Below are 19,455 nucleotides of genomic sequence, written 5' to 3'. Positions count from 1 at the left end.
ATGACGGCTGCCCTGCTGGACCCGGCGGCACGGGAGTGGAAGGAGACGCTCCAGCACGTCGGCCACGACATGTACCACGTGCCGGACTACGTCGTCCTCGACGCCCGGCTCTACGGCGGGTCCCCGGCGGCGTTCTGGTTCGAGCGCGACGGCCGGCGGCTGCTGATCCCGCTGATCGTGCGCGAGATCCCCGGATCGGACCTGCGGGACGCGCTGTCGCCGTACGGCTATCCCGGTCCGGTCAGCGACGCCGATCCGGGCGACAGCGGGTTCTGGGAGGCGGCCTGCGACGCGTTCCTGGAGACGCTGCGCGCCCAGCGCATCGTCACCGCGTTCATCCGGATGCATCCGCTGCTCAACACGCCGATCCCGGCCCTGGGCGGCAGCGGCGCGCTGGTCCACCACGGCGAGACCGTGTCGATGGACCTGACGGTCACCGTGGACGAGATGTGGAAGCAGACCCGCAGCGACCACCGCAACCACATCAACCGGGCCCGGCGCGCCGGCACCCGGGTGATCTTCGACGACTGGGACCGGCTCGCCGAGTGGGTGGAGGTCTATCACGACAACATGCGCCGGGTCGGCGCCACGTCGTACTACTTCTTCACCACCGAGCACCTGGCCGCCCTGCACGACGCGGTCGGCGACCGGATGCACCTCGCGGTCGCGCTGGAGGGCGACGAGGTGGTCGGCGGGAACACCTTCTTCGAGTACGACGGGATCGCCACCGGGTACGTCTCGTCCACCCGCCGGGCGCCGAAGCGGTACGCCGACGAGTTGCTCTACGACGAGGTGCGCCGCTGGTGCAAGGAGCGCGGCGCCGAGATCTTCCACCTCGGTGGCGGCAAGGGTGGCTGCAACGACTCGCTGTTCACGTACAAGGCGGGTTTCTCGCCGAGCCGGCACCCGTTCCACACCTGGCGGGTGGTGGCCGACCCGGCGGCGTACGAGCGGCTGGTGCGTGACCGCCGGCCGGACGCCGACCCGGCCGACCTGACCGCCACGTTCCCGTCCTACCGTTAGGAGCACGCCATGCGCATCACCTGCGTCGGCGGAGGTCCCGCAGGCCTGTACTTCGCGGTGCTGGCGAAGCTCGCCGACCCGGCTCACGAGGTCACCGTGCTGGAGCGCAACCCGGCCGGCGTCACCTGGGGCTGGGGCGTGGTCTTCTGGGACGACCTGCTCGACGACCTGTTCCGGTACGACCCGGTCAGCGCCGGGCGCATCTGGGAAGCCGCCTACCAGTGGGACGAGTACGAGGTCCGCGCCACCGGTAAGCCGGTCACCCACCTCGCCGGGTACGGGTTCAGCATGGGCCGCCACCGGCTCCTGGAGATCCTCGCCGAGCGGGCGGTGGAGGTGGGTGTCCGGATCAGATATCAGGAGGAGATCTCCGAGATCCCCGACGCGGACCTCGTCGTTGCCTGCGACGGCGCCCGCAGCCGGATCCGTGAGCAGCACGCCGAGCACTTCGGCGCCGAGGTCGAGGTCGCGCAGAACAAATACATCTGGCTCGGCACCCCGCACGTCTTCGACACGTTCACGTTCGGCTTCGAGAAGACCGAGGCCGGCTGGATCTGGTTCCACGCCTACCCGTTCGACGACCGCACCAGCACCTTCATCGTCGAGTGCCGACCGGAGACGTGGACGGCGCTGGGCTTCGACCGGCTGGACGCCCGGGCGGGCAGCGCGAAGCTGCGGCAGATCTTCGCGCGGCACCTCGACGGCAAGGAGCTCATCGACCACCGCGCCGAGGTGGGCGGCACCGGCTGGCTGAACTTCCGCCGGGTCACCGCGCACCGCTGGGACCACGGCAACATCGTGTTGATGGGCGACGCCGCGCACACCACGCACTTCGCGATCGGGTCGGGCACCAAGCTGGCGATGCAGGACGCGATGGCGCTGCGCGACGCCGTCGCCTCCGGTGACGAGCTGGCGGTCGCCCTCGAACGGTACGAGCACCGCCGCAAGGCGGCGCTGGCCCCGTTGCAGCGCGCCGCCCGGGCCAGCAGCGCCTGGTTCGAGAGGGTTCCCGATTACGCGGACCTACCGGCCAAGCGTTTCTCGTACGCTCTGTCCAACCGGCGTGGTGAATATCCGATGTGGCGTTTCGCGCTGCACATGGCGACCCAGAGCACCGTGCCGCGCGCCCTGCTGCGCCGGACGCTGAGCGCCCGGCGGTGGCGCCGGGCCCGCCGGCGGCCCGGGGCACACGCGCTACCCATCCCCAACACCGCGTAACACTTGAACGAAGGGACGACCGATGGCCGAAGGCGCCCTGCTGCAACCCGAAGACCCGTCGTGGGCGGACGCGTTGAGCCGCGTCCGCCACGACGTCTACCACCTGCCCGATTACGTCACGCTGGACGCCCGGCTCTCCGGAGGCGAACCGGTCGCGTTCCGTTACGACGAGGGGACGGACGTGCTGCTGCTCCCGCTCGTCCTGCGCCCCGTCCCGGAGACCGGATTGCGGGACGCCGTCTCGCCGTACGGATATCCCGGCCCGGTCGGCACCACGTCGGCCGGGCCCGGCTTCTGGGAGCGCGCCGCCCGGTCGATGGCCGAGCTGCTGCGCACCCACGACGTGATCACCACGTTCGCACGGATCCACCCGCTGCTACCGGCGCCGACCGCCGCCCTGGAGACCGTCGGTACCGTCGTCCACCACGGCCAGACGGTCTCCGTCGACCTGACCCGTACCCCCGAGGAACTCTGGTCGCAGACCCACCGCACCCATCGCAACCAGATCAACAAGGCGAAACGCGCCGGCGTGCGGATAGTCTTCGACGACTGGAACCTGTTGGACGACTGGATCGCCACCTATCACGCGACCATGCGGCGGGTCGGCGCCACCGATTTCTATTTCTTCTCGGCCGGCCATTTCCACCGCCTGCGCGCCGCCCTCGGCGACCACGTGCATCTGGCGGTGGCGCTCTGCGGCGACGACGTTCTCGGCGGCAACCTCTTCTTCGAGCTCGGCGGCCTCATGCACACCCACCTGCAGTCCACCCGGGACGGACAGACGTGGTGGGCCGACAAACTGCTCTATCACGAGGTGCGCCTCTGGGGCCGCGAACGCGGCAACCACGTCTATCACCTCGGCGGCGGCGTGGGCGGCGCCGACGACTCGCTCTTCCGCTACAAGGCGGCCTTCGCCGCCGGCCGCCAGCCGTTCCACACCTGGCGCGTCGTCAACGACCGCACCGCCGTCGAAAGACTCTGCGGGCCGCTCTCCACCGATTCACTGACGGGCCGTTTCCCGCCTTACCGATGAAAGACCGGACCCGGTCCGGACGTCGTAGCGATCCACCAACCCGGCCAGAATGTCCCTGGTCCGCTGCAGGTCGGTGATCTGGCTCTCGACCCGGGAGAGTTCCTCGCCCAGCCGCCCGGCCAGCCACGGCGTCCGCATCGTCTCGTCCGCGACGCACGGCAGGACGTCGCGGATCACCGCGGTGGTGAGTCCCGCCCCGAGCAGCAGGCGGATCAGTTCGACCCGCTCGACCGCGGCCGCCGCGTAGATCCGCTGGCCGCCCACGCCGCGTTCGCTGGTGAGCAGGCCCTGCTGTTCGTAGTACCGCAGCGAGCGCGCACTGGCCCCGGTCGCCGCCGCCAGATCACCGATCCGCATGAGTGTCTCCTGCGCCACAGGCTCTTGAACCTGACATCTGCGTCAAGTCTTAGCGTCATCCCATGATGACCGCAACCCGCTTGAGCAGCCCGATCTCCCTCGCCGGCCTGACCCTGCCGAACCGGTTCGTGATGGCGCCGATGACCCGCTTCCGCTCGCCCGGCGGCGTCCCGGCGCCCGAGGTCGCCGCCTACTATCGGCGACGCGCCGAGAACGGGGTCGGTTTGATCGTCACCGAGGGTGTCCTCGTCGGGCATCCGAGCGCGAGCCACGAGACGACCGTGCCGCGGATGACCGCCGGCGCCGCCGAGCGGGGTTGGCGGCGGGTGACCGCCGAGGTGCACGCCGCGGGCGGCCGGATCGCCGCGCAGCTGTGGCACCTGGGCAGCGAGCGCCGGCCGGTCGACGGCTATCCCTCGTGGACTCCGGCGACCATGACCGCCGCCGACATCGACACGCTGATCAGCGCTTACGCCGAGGCGGCCCGGGTCGCGGCGCGGGCCGGCTTCGACGCCGTGGAGATTCACGCGGCCCACGGTTACCTGCTCGACGAGTTCCTCTGGCCGCGGACCAACCGGCGCACCGACCGCTTCGGCGGCACGCCGGCCGCGCGGGCCGCCTTCCCGGCCGAGGTGGTGCGCGCGGTGCGTGCGGAACTTCCCTCGACAACCCCTTTGATCGTACGGTTCTCGCAGTTCAAGGAGCGTGACTACGACGCACGGATCGCCGCGGACCCGGCCGAGCTGGCGGAGATCCTGACCGTGCTCGCCGGCGCCGGCGCGGACGCCCTGCACGCCTCCCAGCGGCGCTTCTGGGAGCCGGCCTTCGACGGCTCCCCGCTGAACCTGGCGGGCTGGGCGAAGCGCCTCACCGGCCTGCCCACTATCACGGTCGGTTCGGTGGGCCTGCGTCACGACCTGTGGCCGGCACACCGCGACCTCCTCGAGAACGGCCTCACCGGCGAGTACGACCTGGTGGCGCTGGGCCGGATCCTGCTCGGCAACCCCGCCTGGGTGCGGCTGTTCGAACAGGACCGCCTGGACGAGGCGCGCGACTACCGCAAGGCCGACGAGGAGATCTACTTCTGATCCCTCGCCGGCCGTGCCGGGACGTCAGCGGCGGATCATGCCGTGCGGATCGAGCACGTACTTGCGGGCCGCGCCCTGGTCGAACTCCTGATAGCCGCGCGGCGCCTCGTCCAGCGGGATCGCGGTGGCGTTGACGTTCTTCGCGATCTGCACCCGGTCGTGCAGGATCGCCATCATCAGCCCGTGGTTGTACTTCATCACCGGGCACTGACCGGTGACGAACGAGTGCGACTTCGCCCAGCCGAGCCCGAGGCGCAGCGAGAGCGAGCCGACCCGCGCCGCGTCGTCCACGCCGCCCGGGTCACCGGTGACGTAGAGGCCGGGCACGCCGATCGCGCCGCCCGCCCGGGTCAGGTCCATCAGCGAGTTCAGCACGGTCGCCGGCATCTCGGTCTGCGAGTCCCGGCCGTGACCGCGCGCCTCGAACCCGACCGCGTCGACCGCCGAGTCGACGAGCGGCTGGCCGATCGCCGGGGCGGCCCGGCCGAGGATCTGCTGCACCTGCTCGGCCGGTTCACCCTCGGCCACGTTGATCGTCTCGCAGCCGAACGCGCGGGCCTGGGCCAGCCGTTCCTCGTTCAGGTCGCCGACGATGACAACCGCCGCGCCGAGCAGGAACGCCGAGGTGGCCGCGGCCAGCCCGACCGGCCCGGCGCCGGCGATGTAGACGGTGGAGCCGGTGGTCACGCCCGCGCTCACGCACCCGTGGTAGCCGGTCGGGAAGATGTCCGACAGCATCGCCAGGTCGAGTGCCTTCTCCAAGGCCTGGTCCCGGTCCGGGAAACGCAGCAGGTTCCAGTCCGCGTACGGCACCATCACGTACTCCGCCTGCCCGCCGACCCAGCCGCCCATGTCGACGTACCCGTACGCCGAGCCGGGCCGGTCCGGGTTCACGTTGAGGCAGACCCCGGTCTTGCGTTCCTTGCAGTTGCGGCAGCGCCCGCAGGAGATGTTGAACGGCACCGAGCAGACGTCACCGACCCGGACGAACTCCACGTCCGACCCGACGTCGATCACCTCACCGGTGATCTCGTGACCGAGCACGAGCCCCTCGGGCGCGGTGGTGCGCCCGCGGACCATGTGCTGGTCGCTGCCGCAGATGTTGCTGGCGACCGTCTTGAGGATCGCTCCGTGCGGCGTCCGGCGCCCGACGTTCATCTTGTTGACGCCGGGTCCGTCCTTCATCTCGTACGTCGGGTAGTCGAGATCGCGGACCTCGACGCGTCCCGGCCCCTGATAGACAACCGCTCTGTTGCCTGACATGGCGCGCTCCCTTCGAGTGGCTCCTCTCGCCATGCTTCTCGCGCTGTAGTCGAAACAGAACCGTCGGTAGTGGCATTTGGCGCATGAGCATCTACGCTCCCCGACGGATGACGCGGCCGGGCCGATCCGCCAGAGTGGACCGGTGACCAGGCCCCGACCGCGCGAGGTGATCGGCGCGCTGGTGCTGTGCGCGCTGCTCCTCACCTGGAACCACCTGCTGGCCGACCAGCTGCCCGGCATCCGCGACACCGACGCGCTCGCCGACGTGCTGGTGGCCGCGCTCGCGCTCGCGCTGACCTGGCGACGGGTCGCCCCGCTCCGGGTCCTCGCCGCAGTCGTCGTGCTGCTCACCGGCTATCTGCTGCTCGGCTTCCCGTACGGCCCGGTCTTCCTGCCGCTCGTGATCGCCGTCTTCACCGTCGCCCGGCAGCTGCCGTGGCGCTCCGCGGCGGTGGCCGCCGGCGCCACCATCCCGGTGCTGGCCCTGCACAACGCCGGCGACGGCCTGTCCTGGTCCGACCTGGCCGGGATCCTGCCCGCGGCCGGCTGGGTGGGCGTGCCGTTCATCGTCGGCACCCTGCGCGCCCAGCTGAAGGACACCGCCGCACGCGACCACCGGGAAGCCGTCGAACGCGGCCTCCAGGAGGAACGGCTGCGGATGGCCCAGGAGGTGCACGACATCGTCGGGCACGGCCTCGCCGCGATCAAGATGCAGGCCGACATCGCCCTGCACGTGCTGGCCCGGCAGCCGGACATCGCCCGGCCCACCCTGGAGGCGATCAGCACGACCAGCGCGCAGGCGCTCGACGAGCTGCGCAGCACGCTCAGCATGCTGCGCTCCACCGCCCGGGCGTCGACGCCGGGCGTGGCCGACCTGGACGCCCTCTACGAGCGGATGCGGCAGGCGGGCCTGCAAGTGCGGGTGCGCACCGTCGGGCCACCGCCGCTGCTCCCCGCGGAAGCCGACCTCGCGGTCTACCGGACCGTCCAGGAGTCCCTGACCAACGTGCTGAAACACGCGCACCCGAAGGAGGCCGACATCGTGCTGGCGAACGAGCCCGGCGCCCTGCTGATCAGGGTCAGCAGTACCCACCCGCCGGACGCGTCACCACCGGCCGGCGGCCTCGGCATCGCCGGGATGCGGGAGCGGATCGCCGCGCAGGGCGGCCGGCTCGCCGCCGGCCCGGCAACCGGGGCGAGATTCGTCGTGGAGGCCTGGCTGCCGGCGGCCACCCGATGATCTCGGTCCTTCTCGTCGACGACCAGGATCTGGTACGCCTGGGCCTGCGCACGTTGCTGACCAGCGAATCCGGGTTCACCGTGGCCGGCGAGGCAGCCGACGGGCTGACCGCGGTCCGGCTCGCCACCACCCTGAAACCGGACGTCGTGCTGATGGACATCCGGATGCCCGGCATCGACGGCCTGGAAGCCACCCGCCGCCTCGCCGGCCGGTGCGACTCCCGGGTGATCGTGCTGACCACTTTCGAACGCGACGAATACGTCTTCGAGGCGCTGCGCATCGGGGCGAGCGGCTTCCTCCTGAAAGACACCCCACCCGTCACCCTGCTCGACGCGATCCGCACAGTCGCCGACGGCGGCGCGCTGCTCTCACCGTCCGTCACCCGCACCCTGATCCGCGAATTCGTCACCAACGGACCGCGCCGGCTGGCGCCGCACCCCCGCCTCGACCAGCTGACGGACCGGGAACGCGAGGTGGTGACGCTGGCCGCCGAAGGCCTCACCAACCAGGAGATCGCGGCCCGCCTGGTGGTCAGCCCGGCGACGGCCCGCACCCACGTGAGCCGGGCGATGGTCAAGCTGGGTGCCCGGGACCGGGCTCAGTTGGTGGTTTTCGCCTACCAGTCCGGCTTGGCCCTCTGACCCACCCCGCCCCGCCCCCGACTGCCGCGCCGCGACTCGACATCGCGCCTGCACCACCGCCTGGTCGCTCGCCCCGGCGTGTTGGGTGCGCGCTCCACCGCCGCCCGACCACCGCCCGCGCCGCACCGCCGCTCACGCCGCGCCGCCACCCGACCGCCGCGCCGACACCCGACTGCGCGCCGCGCCGACTCCGCGCACCGCGCCGCCACCCAACCGCCATGCCGCCACCCGACTGCGCGCCGCGCCGACTCCGCGCCGCCACCCGGCTGCGCGCCGCCGTCCTCTGCCCGCGCACCGCCGCTCGCCCTCGTGCACCGCCGGCCCGTCCCGGAGGTCTGGCGCTCAGGCCGCGGTGAAGGTCCCCCGCGTGGGCACCGGATGGGGCTCCGCCAGAGGAAGCCGAACCACAGACGTCTCGACCGGCAACGGCGCGGCACCCGCTCCAGCGATGGGACGAGGCCGCCGCGGCTCCACCCGCCCCGAGCTCCCACCCCGCCCCGGATAGATCAGCAGCCCGTTGACCGGGTCAGGCACAGCATCCAGGGCAGCCTTGACGATAGGCAGCTCACGATAGGTCGAGAACCGTTCCTCATGCCGGAACCCGATCTCGAACAGCACCCCCCACGTGAACCGGTGCCACTCCCACTCATAGGCCCCGTGCGCGATGGCCGCCTCAATCAGCGAATTGCCGAACGAGTCCCGCCAGCCCGCCGCCGACTGCCGCGCGCCGTCCAGAACCTCGATCGACCACCATCGCAATTCCATGGTGTCCCGATGCTACTGCGCCACCCGCCGTCCCTCTCCCCCTTCGCCCACCCGCTCCCAAACTTGGCATCCTCCCCACCGCCACCATCCGAAGCCCCGCCCCAACACCGCAAACAGTCACCCACCGACTGCCCAGCCGGCATCCACGCACCTTCCCGAGCCAAGGATCATGCACCACCGCCGGCCGACCGCCGCCGGCTGGCACCCACACACCTTCCCGAGCCAAGGGTCATGCGCCACCGCCGGCCGAACGCCGGGCATGGTCCCGCGTGGGGCCGGCCAAGCCGGGCAGCCGCGGTCTGGCCGGCCGAGCCAGGGCGGGCCGGACGGGCGGGAGCCGGGCCGGACGAGAGCCGGGCCGGACGAGAGCCGGGCCGGACGAGAGCCGGGCCGGCCGGACGCGGCGGGCCGGACGCGGCGGGCCGGGCGGGGCGGACGCGGCGGGCCGGACGCGGCGGGCCGGGCGGGGCGGACGCGGCGGGCCGGGCGGGGCGGACGCGGCGGGCCGGGCGGGGCGGACGCGGCGGGCCGGCGCTGTGGGAGAGGGCCGGCGGGGGCGGGTCAGGCCGCGGCGCACCGGGCGGGCAGCGGGTCGGCGGGCGCGGGTCAGGCCGCGGTGGAGCGGCCCCCCGAAGGCAGGGCGTGAGTGGACCCGCGGCGCGGCGCGGCGTGGCGGGGGGCGTGGCGCAGCGCCGGGCGGGCGTCGCGCTGGTGGCTGTCGTGGCGGGGGCCGTCCTGATCGGCTTCCGGCCGGGTGTCCGGCAGTTGGGGGCCGGCCCAGGCCGGGATGGCGCCGCGCCCGCCCAGGGACCGGTCGGGCGGGATCCACAACGGCTGCGGCGAGGTGGCCGAACCCCACCAGAGGAATGTGCCATACCCGCGGACCAGCGGCGGCTGCAACGCCGGCCAGTGTGCCTCGGGTGGGATGGCCAGGCGCCACGCCTGGGCGGGGACCAGGGCGAGCCCGGCCTGTGGCGGGGTGGCCGGTAGACGGCTGGGCGACCCGGCGCCGGCGGGCGGGCGGCCGCCCGGCGCGGTGGCGAGGGCGGTGCCGGCAGTGGTGGCCGAAGCGGCGGCGGGAGCGATGGCGGGGTCGGCGCCGGCCGGGGCGGTGGCGGCCGGGGCCGAGGCGAGGACCACCGCCGCGCCGATGGTGACGATGCCGGCGATGAGGGCGGCCGGGCCCCAGCCGGGGCGGACGGTGTCGCCGAGCAGGGTGAGGGCGATGACCGAGGGGGCGACGACCTCGCCGGTCCAGTGGACGGCCGTGACCGGCCCCACGGCGCCGTTCTGGAGCGCGTTCGCGTACAGGATCATGCCGTTGACCGGGAAGATCAGCAGCGCCCAGACCAGCGGCTCGGTGATGATGGCGACGATCGCGGTGGTCCAGTGCGCCATGGCCTCGGGCGGGATGTGCAGGGCGCGGCCGGTGAGCGCGGCGCCGCCGAGGGAGAAGCCGCCGACGGCCGCGATCAGTGCGGGGACGCCGATCCGGGTGGTGGCCCAGCCGAGGATGACGAGGGCGACGGCGGCGGCGCAGAAGCCGAGCCGCATGGTGGTGGACGGCAGGACCTCGTGCTGCTGGCCGGCGGACATGGCCAGGACGGTCAGCGCGGTGCTGGTGCCGATGATGGCGACGACGTCACGGCGGCGCAGTTTGGATTTGAGGAACGCCCAGGCCAGCACGGCGGTGACGGCGAGCGAGCCGGCCAGCACGGACTCCACGACGTAGACCGCGAGCTGCTGCAACGCGAACATCGCGGCGACCCACGCGGAGATGTCCAGCGCGATGCCGATCATGTAGAGCGGGTGGCCGAGGGTGCTGACCGTGTTGTGGCTGCGCGCGGCGCCGACCGCTTGCAGGATCGAGCCCACCGCGTAGCTGAGCGCGCCGTAGACGGCGAGTCCCAGTGCTATCCAGCCCGCCGTCTCCACCGGCCCACCCACCAAAGATCACTCAGCGTCGATCTCTCCATCACGCCCTGATGGTATGACGTGGACCGGGCCGACGCGACCCCGCAGCGGGAACGCACCGACCACTTCGGCGATCCGGCGCACCTCGGCCGGCCCGCACCGGTGGTCCACCGGCAGCGTCAGCATCCGCGCGGCCAGGTCGGCCGCCTCCGCGTCGCCGCTCCACAGTCGGCTGCGATCCTGCCGCCAGTGCACCGGCGCGAAGATCCGGTGCCGGGCGAGATGGGCGAGGAGCGCGTCACGCTCCTGTTCGGAGGCGCATTCCAGCTGCACCCGGAACGGTCCGCCGGACCTGACCACCGAAGCGGGCGTACGCGCCAGCAACAGTTCCGCCAACTGGCCGGCGTTGCGCTCGTCGGTCGTACGCAAACCTGTCACGTCGATGAGTGGCAGCGCCGCGACCGTTGCCGCACAGGCCGGACCGGCGCTGCCGAGCAGCTCGTGCTCGCCGCGCCGCTGCAGTTCGCGGAAGCTTTCCTTGCCGATCGGCCGGCCCTGCAACCACGCCGCCTTGAGCAGCATCGCGATGAGCTTGACCTGCGCGCCCGGGCTCTCCGGCCCGTGCGGCCGGGGCAGGTCCAGCCCGCGCGGCGACCAGAGCAGCCCGCCGTCCGGCAGCGGCAGGGTCTTGCGCAGCGAGGCCACCGCGTACGCCGCCGTGCTCCCCGCCGCCCACCCGCTGAACGGATCGTGCGAGTGGTCCTCGATCACCATGATCCGGGGATGCGCCCGCATCCAGGCGTCCCACCGGGAGCCGTCGTCGCGGCCGAACAGGTTCTGGGCGAGGACCACGTCGCCCTCGGCCGGCCGCAGGGTCTCCCAGCGCGGCCCCCGCCCGTCCGGGAGATGCCTGTACCAGGTGATCGGCAGCTGCTCGCTGAGCGCCTCGGCGACGCCCATGCAGAAGTACGACGGGACGTGCAGCCGGCCGGCCGGGGCGAGCAGTCGCAGCAGCTCGCGCAGGGCGCCGCAGCCGGTGGCGAACAGTGATCGCCGTTCCGGCAGCCAGCCTGGCAGGCCACCCCGCTCCGCGCCGAGCAGGGCGGCCGGATCCCAGTGGAACTCCGAGCCGATCTCAGGCGACACGGCTGACGTCCGGCGACGCCGGTGTGCCGACCGCCGGCGTGGCCGCCGCCTGCTGACGGGCGATGTTGAGGGTGTCCACGTGCACCGGCGGCTCACCGCGCTGCACGGTGAGCGCGGTACGCCAGAGGATCTTCAGGTCCAGCGCCGGCGACCAGTTGTCGACGTACCACCGGTCGAGCTTGAAACGCTGCGGCCAGTCGATGTCGTCACGCCCGTTGACCTGCGCCCAGCCGGTGATTCCGGGCTTGGCCTCGAGCCGCCGGGCGTCCTCGGCGGAGTAGCCGGCGACCTGCGGCAGCACGTCCGGGCGCGGGCCCACCAGGTTCATCTCGCCCCGCACCACGTTGATCAGCTGGGGCAGCTCGTCGAGGCTGGTGCGCCGCAGGAAGCGCCCGCACCGGGTGATCCGCGGGTCGTTCTCGACCAGTCCGAACGGGTCGTCGATGCCGAGCTGCGCGCTGAGCGCGACCGAGTTGTGCACCATCGAGCGGAACTTGAGCATCCGGAACGGCACACCGTCCTGGCCGGCGCGGTCCTGGACGAAGAGGATGCCCTTGCCGTCGGCGATCCGGATCCAGGCCGCGACCGCGAGGATCACCGGTGCGAGCAGGACCAGCATGACGAGGGCGACCAGGCGGTTGAGGCCGTTCCAGAGCAGGCGTTGAGGGCCCACGATTACCTCCGGGGGGACAGGGTCAGAGCGACTCGACGTTCGGTCCGGTCAGGCGGCGGCGGGTGTCCAGCACGTACGCGGCGTGCTCCAGGACGAGGTCGAGGTCGAAGTCGTCGTGGTCGGCGAGCAGCACCACGGCGTCGGCGGCGGCGACCTGTCCGGCGGTGAGCGGCACCCGGGTCACGCGGCTGTCCACGTGGGCGTCCTCGACCACGTGCGGGTCGGCTGCGCGTACGTCCGCGCCCATGTCCAGCAGGAGCGCGGCGACCCGCCGGGCCGGCGACTCGCGGGCGTCGCCGGTGTTCTTCTTGTAGGCGAGGCCGAGCAGCAGGATCGTGGAGCCGTTGACCGCCTTGCGCCGTTCGTTGAGCGCGGCGACCAGGCGCCGCGCGACGTAGTCCGGCATGTGGTTGTTGATGTCGTTGGCGAGCTCGACGAAGCGGAAGCTCTGGCCGAGGGTGCGCTGAACCCGCCAGGACAGGTAAGACGGGTCGATCGGCAGGCAGTGGCCGCCGACGCCGGGCCCGGGCACGAACCGCATGTATCCGAACGGCTTCGAGCTGGCCGCGTCGATCGCCTCCCAGACGTCGATGCCAAGGTCATGGGCGTACACCGCGAGTTCGTTGACCAGGGCGATGTTGACGTGCCGGAAGGTGTTCTCGAGCAGCTTGGCCAGCTCGGCCACCTTGGGGTCGGAGACCGGCACCACCCGGTCCACGACGGAGGCGTAGAACTCCTGCACCCGGGCCAGCGACGCGGCGTTGACGCCGGAGACGACCTTGGGGGTGGTGGTGAGGTTCCACTCCCGGTTGCCCGGGTCGATCCGCTCGGGGCTGTACCCGAGGTGGAAGTCGACGCCGGCGATCAGCCCGGAGCCCTCCTCCAGCAGCGGCGCGACCAGCTCGCTCGTGGTGCCCGGATAGGTGGTCGACTCCAGCGCGACGGTGGCACCGGGCCGCAGGTACCGGGCCAGGGTGCGGGCGGACTCCTCGATATAGGTGAGGTCCGGCGTGCCCTCGCGCAGCGGGGTCGGCACCGCGATCACCGCGACGTCGAAGCCGGCGCAGGCGCGCGGGTCGGACGAGGGCTGGAAGTTGCCGGCGGCGAGGATCTCCTGGAGTTCCGCCGAGGAGATGTCGTCCACGTAGGACTCGCCGGCGGCGAGCCGCTTGATCCGGTCGTCGTCCACGTCGAACCCGACGACGGTGTGGCCGACCTGGGCGGCGCGGACCGCGAGCGGCAGCCCCACATATCCCTGACCGGCGATGACGACCCGCATGGGCTTGGTCTCCTTCTCTGCTCGGACTCGTGGCGCCCGTTCCCGGCGGGCCTTCATGGGCGGTGTCCCGGCCGGGCGGTGGCGGGTTCGATGTGCCGCTTGCTGACGACGGCGACGCCGTGCCGCCCGCTGTTGTCGTTCGGCAGCGGGCCGCCCGGCACCGGCTTCTCCCGGCCGATCGGCAGGGCCGGGCTCTCGGCGAGCCAGCGCAGGACCGCGATCAGGTCCTCGCGGGACGCGGCCGGGTCGAGCAGCGAGAGCACCGCGCCGTCCAGCGGCGGCACCGGCGCCTGGGAGATCAGCGGGTGGTTCGGGCGGTGGTCGGGCTCGCCGGGGCCGAGCAGCACCTCGGCCAGCTTCTCGGCCGGGCGCAGTCCGGTGTAGACGATCTGGATGTGCTGCTCGGCGGCGTCGGCGATGCGGCGGGCCACGTCGGCGATGCGCACCGGCTCGCCCATGTCGAGGACCAGCACCTCACCCCGGCTCTCCAGCGCGCCGGCCTGCACGGTGAGCCGGACCGCCTCCTGGACGGTCATGAAATATCGGGTGACGTCCGGGTCGGTGACCGTGATCGGGCCGCCGGCCTCGACCTGGGCGGCGAACGCGGTGAGCACCGAGCCGCGGCTGCCGAGCACGTTGCCGAACCGGACGCTGCAGTAGGTGCCGGTCGCCGCGGTGTCGGCCGCGGCGGTGAGCCGTTCGGTGATCCGTTTGGAGTACCCGAGGACGCTGCAGGGGGCGGCGGCCTTGTCGGTGGAGATGTTCACCAGCCGGTCCACGTTGTGCCGCAGCGCGGTCTGCAGGATCTGGTAAGTCCCGATGATGTTGGTCTTGAGCGCCTCGGACGGGTGCATCTCCAGCAGCGGCAGGTGTTTGAGGGCCGCGGCGTGGAAGACGACCTGCGGCTTGTGCTCGGCGAAGACCTCGTCGAGGCGCTGCTCGTCGCGGATGTCGGCGACCACCAGGTTGCGGTCGTCGAGCATGCCCCGGCCGTCCAGCGACAGCTGCACGGCGTGCAGGCCGGACTCGTCGCGGTCCAGCATGACCAGCGTGGCCGGGTTGAAGCGGGCCACCTGCCGGCACAGCTCCGAGCCGATCGAGCCGCCGGCGCCGGTGACCAGCACCCGGCGCCCGGCCAGATAGCCGGCAACGGCGGCCAGGTCGATGCCGATCTCGCGGCGGCCGAGCAGGTCCTCGTGGCTGACCGGGCGGATGTCCTCGACCCGGACGGTCCGGCCGAAGAGCTCGACCACCGGGGGTACGACCTTGAGGTCCACGTTGAGCGGCTGGGCCAGGTCGGTGAGCGCCCGGATCATCTCGGCGCTGGCGCTCGGGATGGCGATCACCACGGCCTCGGCGTGGAACCTGCGGACCACCTCGGCCATCGCGTACCGGTTGCCGGCCACCGGGACGCCCATCACGTGCAGGGTGCGCTTGGCCGGGTCGTCGTCGAGCAGCGCGACCGGGTAGTAGCGGCTGGACGGGCTGCGCAGCATGGCCCGGATGACCTGTGTGGCGCCCTCCCCGGCGCCCATCACGACCACCCGGATGCCGTGCTCGGGCGACGGGCGCAGCCGGTTGTCGCGGGCCAGGCGCACCGTGTACCGCACGCCGGATGCCAGCACCAGCATGATCAGGCCGGCTCCGATGATCGCCGAGCGGGGGGCGAGCCGGCCGAGGAGCGTGTCCAGGCCGAACACCACCGGCGTGGTGACGGCGACCGTCTTGGCCAGCGCCGCGATCTCTTCGAAGCATCCGTACGACCAGCGCCCGGTGTAGAGGCCGAACCGGATGCCGGCGACGGTCTGCACCACCGCGGCGACAGCGGCGAGCGCGACCAGTCCGGCGACGTCGACCTGGCCGACGGCGCCGTCGTGTCGCAGCAGCGTGGCGATCAGCAGGGCGAGGGACAGGGCGAGCGCGTCGGCCCCGGCCCGGGCGGCGCGGCCGGGCAGCACCGTGCGGTGCCAGGGCGCCGGGGCCGGTGCCGGGCCGAGCCGGTCGCCCGGGCCGGCGCCGGCCGCGGTTTCTCCGGGCGCTGTTCGCCGTACCTGCATGGATTCCCCCTCGTGCGTGCCGGCGCGGCCGGCCGCGGATCCTGTGCTCGACAAGCTGGATCAGTCGCGCAGAGAGCGAGTCGGCGTAAATACATTTCCGGTGCCCGGAATTGCTCGCCGGCGACCTTTGTGGAAATCAGGGTTCCAGTCGGCACGGGCCGATTACAGTAGCAATTGTCATGGGCTACATGAACAACATTCATGTTCACTGATTAGCCGGGTCAGCGCCCTTGATCGGCGATTTCAGGGGATACTTTCAGGCTGCCGGACCAGCCATTCGGCGGAGGATGTCATATCCACAGTGAGAACATCTCACCTTAGGCATGACATCTGCGACTTCCATTACGACGACTATTCCGGCAGCGTCGGGAGGCGGGCGTCGCAAGCGTTCTGTCGAGAATGCGACCGGGGGATACGAAAATGAGGGTGCTGCACGTCATCAGCTCGCCGGCACCGGGTGGGGCCGGGCATCAGCTGCGATTGCTGGTGAGCCGCCTGCCCCATGACAGCGAGATCGTGACGCTGACGCCGGACGGCACGGAGCCGCCGGCCGTGGTGGCCGACGCCGGCGCCCCGGTGCACCGGCTGGCGACCCGGTGCGACCACGATCCGGGCGCCGTCCGGCGGCTGCGCCGGTTGATGCGCTCGGGGCGTTACGACGTGGTGCACACCCACCTCTACCGGGCCTGCGTGCAGGGACGGATCGCGGCCCGGCTGGCCGGCGTGCCGCACGTGGTGGCCACCGAGCACCACCTGGGCGCCGGCGTCGTCGAGGGGCGCCGCGTCTCCCCCGGCGTGCGCGCCCTCTATCTGGCCGGCGAGCGGCTCGGCCAGGTCACCATCGCCGCGTCCCCGGCCATCGCCGGGCGGCTGCTTGCCTGGGGCGTGCCGCAGGCACGGCTCGTCACGATCCCCAAGGCGATCGACACCGCGGAGTTCCGGTTCGACCCGGCCACCCGGGCCCGGGCCCGGATCCGGCTGGGCATCGCGCCGGGCGTGCCGGTGGTCGGCGGGGTCGGCCGGCTGGAGCCGGACCGCCGCTTCGACCTGCTGATCCGCGCGATCGGCGAGGTTCCCGGCGCGACCCTGCTGCTGGTCGGCGACGGATCGGCGCGAGCCGCGCTGGAACGCCTCGCCGACATCGAGGGGGTCGCCGATCGGGTGTTCTTCGCGGGCGAGGTCGGCCACGCGCGCGAGATGCTCTGCGCGATGGACGTCTTCGCCTCGACCGGCCAGGAGACGTTCGGGCTGACCACGCTCGAGGCGATCGCGACCGGGTTGCCCGCGCTGTACGCGTCGTGCGCCCCGCTGGAGGAACGGGCCGCGGCCCGCGCCCCGGTCCGGGGCACCCAGCGGCTCTCCCGGGACCGCGAGTCGCTGCCCCGGGCGCTGCGCGCCGAGTTGCTCTGCCTCCAGGAGCGCCGCGGCGCCCGGCTGCCCGCGCGGTCGGCCGGGATCAGGTACGACGCCGACCACGTCGCCGCCTCGGTGGGGCGCCTCTACGAACGGATCGCGGCCGGTCCCCGGCGCCGGGTCATCGCACCGTTGCCGGCACTGCGCGGCCGGTTCGGGCGAAAGAACAGCTTTCCGCTGCCCGGCGGAAACGTCCGGAACGCATGAGCCGCTCGAACACCCAGAACCCGAGCGCGGCGCCGGCCGTGTTCGACATCAAATCGTTCACGTCCGCCCAGCGGTTGCCGTGCAGGGTCAGCACGAGAACCGCCTGGACGGCCTCGATCGCCAGGCTGAGCAGGAAACCGGTGAGCACCACCCGGCGCCGGTCGCGGACCCCGAACAGCAGGTACATCAGGGCCGCCATCGGCAGCGTCATCACGATGTTCAGCAGCACGTCGTGCGGGCGGGCACTGAGCACCGGCTCCAGGATGATCCGGTAGGGCTGCGGCTCGCCGGCGCCGGGACCCCAGGCCAGCGGCATCGGCAGCATGGTCGCGCCGAGTACCGCGACCGCCCACCAGCCGGCGAACCAGGCCACGCCGAGCCGGCGGCCGGTCAGCATGCGCCGGCGGTGCAGCACCAGGCCGGAGACGACCATCAGCGTCACACCCAGGGGCAGCAGGATCGGCAGCGCGGGGACGGTGATCTGATGGGTCGGCATCGGCATCAACGCTACGTCGGGAGAACGCGTCAGCGCAGCCAACCCTGCTTCCGGGCGATCCGGATCGCGTCGAGCCGGTTGCGGGCGCCGGTCTTGGAGATGATCGCGGAGAGATAGTTGCGCACCGTCCCGCCGGAGAGGTAGAGCCGGCCCGCGATCTCCTTGACCGACTCACCCTCGGCGGCCAGGCCGAGCACCTCCAGCTCGCGGGTGCTCAGGCCGCGGTCGGTGTTGAGCGAGGCGGCCTGCAGCATCGGCGAGACCACCCGCTCACCACGGGCGAGGCGGCGCACCGCATCCGCCAGCATGGCCGGTGAGGCGTCCTTGAGCAGGAAGTTCAGGCCACCGTTCCATCGGCGGGGCGGGAGCATGCCGCGCTTGGAGGGGTCGCAGAGCAGCAGCATGGAGCAGGACGGGACGGCGGTGTGCAGAGCGTCGGCGATCGGCAGGACCTGACTAACCATGTATTCCGTGTCGATGACGACGACGCCGGGCCAGAGCTGCGCGGCCCGCTGCGCGAGGTCGGCGGCGATCGGCAGGGTGTCGACGTAATGCATGTCCGGCTCGGCCTCGAGGAACGCGCGCACCGGGACTCCGAAGTATCCCTCGTCTCTGACCACCACGACCCGGATCATCACACCACCCTCGCCGATGGACGCCGGCCGGCAGCCGGAACGCTGGACGCGCTTACCTTTTTATCGCCCCGTGTCCATTCCGCGAACGGCAGGGCGGAAGATCTTTCATTGATCCGGGAAAACCGCGGTTCCCCCAGCTCACAACCCGTCTGTGCCACCTAAGGACCACGATCGGTCCCGGACTCAACGTAACGGGCGCCGGCCCTCTGCGCACATAGCGACAGCCGATCAACTGACGGAGCTCTGACCGATCTTCGAATCGGTGGGACGAAATGCGCCGGAAATTGATCGTCGCCACAACAGGCATCCCCCTTTTTCGGGACCAACCGGACAGCAAAGTGATTCTCGCTCGGTATTCGATCACTCGAAAGAGATATTGGCGGGCGCATCGCAACCGGACCGTTATTTGCTTCATTCATGAGGTCACCCGAAAGTGTCGGACACCATGGACCGGCATGATCGTGTCAAGACCCGTCCGGCTCCCGGTCGCCCAGTGGGGCGGCAACGGCCGGCTGCCGCCGCCGCACCGCGCCGCGCATCGTGGACATCGACGGCCCGCCGGCCAGGCACCAGAGCGCGATGACCGGGTCACAGATCGCGCAGCCGAACGAGGAGTCGTGCGCGAACGGGATGATCGGCTCCCCGCGCAGGTGGTGCACGACGTCCCAGACCGTGTGCAGCAGCCATCCGAGCCCGATGAAGGTCCACGAGGTCAGCCCGCGGTAGGCGACCACGGTCAGCAGCGTGGTGAAGGCCAGCTCCGCGAACCCGAGCCCGCCACCGCTCAGATAGGCGGCGCCCGCACCGGCCACCACGATCGCGTTGACCGGGCGGCGGTGCGGGTCCGGGATCAGAGAGCTCAGGCAGACGTAGAGGACGCCGATGAGGATCGGCAGGACGACGTTCATGATCCGAACGTAGGTCCGGCCGGGCCCCCGGGACAGTGGCTGGAACGCCGCACATCAACGGGTTCCAGCCACCCTCCGTGTGTGACTTTCGGGCTCGAT

Annotated in this window: 18 protein-coding genes; 7 read left to right on the top strand and 11 right to left on the bottom strand. The window is 71.9% G+C overall.

The features are described from left to right. Genes AC0NH5_RS06320 through AC0NH5_RS06310 form a run of 3 tightly spaced genes read left to right on the top strand, consistent with a single transcriptional unit; the run spans window position 1 to window position 3,274 of the window. A complete protein-coding gene (locus AC0NH5_RS06320; RefSeq protein WP_474400878.1) occupies window positions 1-1,023 on the top strand; it encodes a GNAT family N-acetyltransferase in 1,023 nt (340 codons plus the stop codon). 9 nt (window positions 1,024-1,032) lie between these two features. Next, on the top strand, window positions 1,033-2,241 hold the full coding sequence (locus AC0NH5_RS06315) for an FAD-dependent monooxygenase (protein WP_474400876.1): 1,209 nt from the start codon (window positions 1,033-1,035) through the stop codon (window positions 2,239-2,241). Between the two features lie 22 nt (window positions 2,242-2,263). Then, a complete protein-coding gene (locus AC0NH5_RS06310) occupies window positions 2,264-3,274 on the top strand; it encodes a GNAT family N-acetyltransferase (protein WP_474400875.1) in 1,011 nt (336 codons plus the stop codon). Here the strand turns inward: AC0NH5_RS06310 and AC0NH5_RS06305 are convergent. Next, window positions 3,242-3,631, bottom strand: coding sequence for a MerR family transcriptional regulator (locus AC0NH5_RS06305; protein WP_474400874.1), 390 nt, complete (start codon window positions 3,629-3,631; stop codon window positions 3,242-3,244). The genes AC0NH5_RS06310 and AC0NH5_RS06305 overlap by 33 nt on opposite strands. Before the next feature lie 62 nt (window positions 3,632-3,693). Here AC0NH5_RS06305 and AC0NH5_RS06300 point away from each other — a divergent pair, with 62 nt between their 5' ends. After that, on the top strand, window positions 3,694-4,719 hold the full coding sequence (locus AC0NH5_RS06300) for an oxidoreductase (protein WP_474400872.1): 1,026 nt from the start codon (window positions 3,694-3,696) through the stop codon (window positions 4,717-4,719). Window positions 4,720-4,743: 24 nt separating this feature from the next. Here AC0NH5_RS06300 and fdhA read toward each other — a convergent pair whose 3' ends face one another. Next, a complete protein-coding gene (fdhA, locus tag AC0NH5_RS06295; protein WP_474400870.1) occupies window positions 4,744-5,982 on the bottom strand; it encodes a formaldehyde dehydrogenase, glutathione-independent in 1,239 nt (412 codons plus the stop codon). Between the two features lie 142 nt (window positions 5,983-6,124). Here fdhA and AC0NH5_RS06290 point away from each other — a divergent pair, with 142 nt between their 5' ends. Next, a complete protein-coding gene (locus tag AC0NH5_RS06290; RefSeq protein WP_474400868.1) occupies window positions 6,125-7,222 on the top strand; it encodes a sensor histidine kinase in 1,098 nt (365 codons plus the stop codon). Then, entirely contained in the window at window positions 7,219-7,863 is a 645-nt protein-coding gene (locus tag AC0NH5_RS06285; protein ID WP_474400867.1) for a response regulator transcription factor, read from the top strand. Before AC0NH5_RS06290 ends, AC0NH5_RS06285 begins: the two co-directional genes overlap by 4 nt. A gap of 342 nt (window positions 7,864-8,205) precedes the next feature. Here the strand turns inward: AC0NH5_RS06285 and AC0NH5_RS06280 are convergent, their stop codons facing one another. From AC0NH5_RS06280 to AC0NH5_RS06255, 6 genes are all read right to left on the bottom strand, one after another. Beyond that, entirely contained in the window at window positions 8,206-8,628 is a 423-nt protein-coding gene (locus AC0NH5_RS06280) for a hypothetical protein (RefSeq protein WP_474400865.1), read from the bottom strand. Between the two features lie 606 nt (window positions 8,629-9,234). Then, window positions 9,235-10,563: a hypothetical protein gene (locus AC0NH5_RS06275; RefSeq protein WP_474400864.1), complete on the bottom strand. Its 1,329-nt coding sequence runs from the start codon at window positions 10,561-10,563 to the stop codon at window positions 9,235-9,237. Window positions 10,564-10,581: 18 nt separating this feature from the next. Further along, entirely contained in the window at window positions 10,582-11,688 is a 1,107-nt protein-coding gene (locus AC0NH5_RS06270) for a hypothetical protein (RefSeq protein ID WP_474400862.1), read from the bottom strand. Then, window positions 11,678-12,361 carry a sugar transferase gene (locus tag AC0NH5_RS06265; protein ID WP_474400860.1) on the bottom strand — a complete coding sequence of 228 codons (684 nt, stop codon included), beginning with the start codon at window positions 12,359-12,361 and terminating at the stop codon, window positions 11,678-11,680. Before AC0NH5_RS06265 ends, AC0NH5_RS06270 begins: the two co-directional genes overlap by 11 nt. Before the next feature lie 22 nt (window positions 12,362-12,383). Next, window positions 12,384-13,640, bottom strand: coding sequence for a nucleotide sugar dehydrogenase (locus AC0NH5_RS06260; RefSeq protein WP_474400859.1), 1,257 nt, complete (start codon window positions 13,638-13,640; stop codon window positions 12,384-12,386). 53 nt (window positions 13,641-13,693) lie between these two features. Beyond that, complete coding sequence (locus AC0NH5_RS06255) at window positions 13,694-15,697, bottom strand: polysaccharide biosynthesis protein (protein WP_474400857.1); 2,004 nt, start codon at window positions 15,695-15,697, stop codon at window positions 13,694-13,696. Between the two features lie 420 nt (window positions 15,698-16,117). Here AC0NH5_RS06255 and AC0NH5_RS06250 point away from each other — a divergent pair, with 420 nt between their 5' ends. Beyond that, entirely contained in the window at window positions 16,118-17,317 is a 1,200-nt protein-coding gene (locus AC0NH5_RS06250; protein ID WP_474400856.1) for a glycosyltransferase, read from the top strand. Here AC0NH5_RS06250 and AC0NH5_RS06245 read toward each other — a convergent pair. The 3 genes from AC0NH5_RS06245 to AC0NH5_RS06235 all read right to left on the bottom strand — a co-directional run bounded on the left by AC0NH5_RS06245 (window position 17,232) and on the right by AC0NH5_RS06235 (window position 19,356). Beyond that, window positions 17,232-17,813, bottom strand: a complete 582-nt coding sequence (locus tag AC0NH5_RS06245) for a VanZ family protein (RefSeq protein ID WP_474400854.1) — start codon at window positions 17,811-17,813, stop codon at window positions 17,232-17,234. The two genes, AC0NH5_RS06250 and AC0NH5_RS06245, sit on opposite strands and share 86 nt — an antisense overlap. A gap of 29 nt (window positions 17,814-17,842) precedes the next feature. Beyond that, entirely contained in the window at window positions 17,843-18,448 is a 606-nt protein-coding gene (locus AC0NH5_RS06240; RefSeq protein WP_474400852.1) for a response regulator transcription factor, read from the bottom strand. A gap of 464 nt (window positions 18,449-18,912) precedes the next feature. Next, window positions 18,913-19,356: a DUF6010 family protein gene (locus AC0NH5_RS06235; RefSeq protein WP_474400851.1), complete on the bottom strand. Its 444-nt coding sequence runs from the start codon at window positions 19,354-19,356 to the stop codon at window positions 18,913-18,915. Between the last annotated feature and the right edge of the window lie 99 nt (window positions 19,357-19,455).

The sequence above is a fragment of the Actinoplanes sp. 13 genome (genome assembly GCF_056134165.1).
The sequence above is the reverse complement of the archived record's forward strand: the minus strand, read 5'-3'. Positions and strand labels throughout refer to the sequence as shown.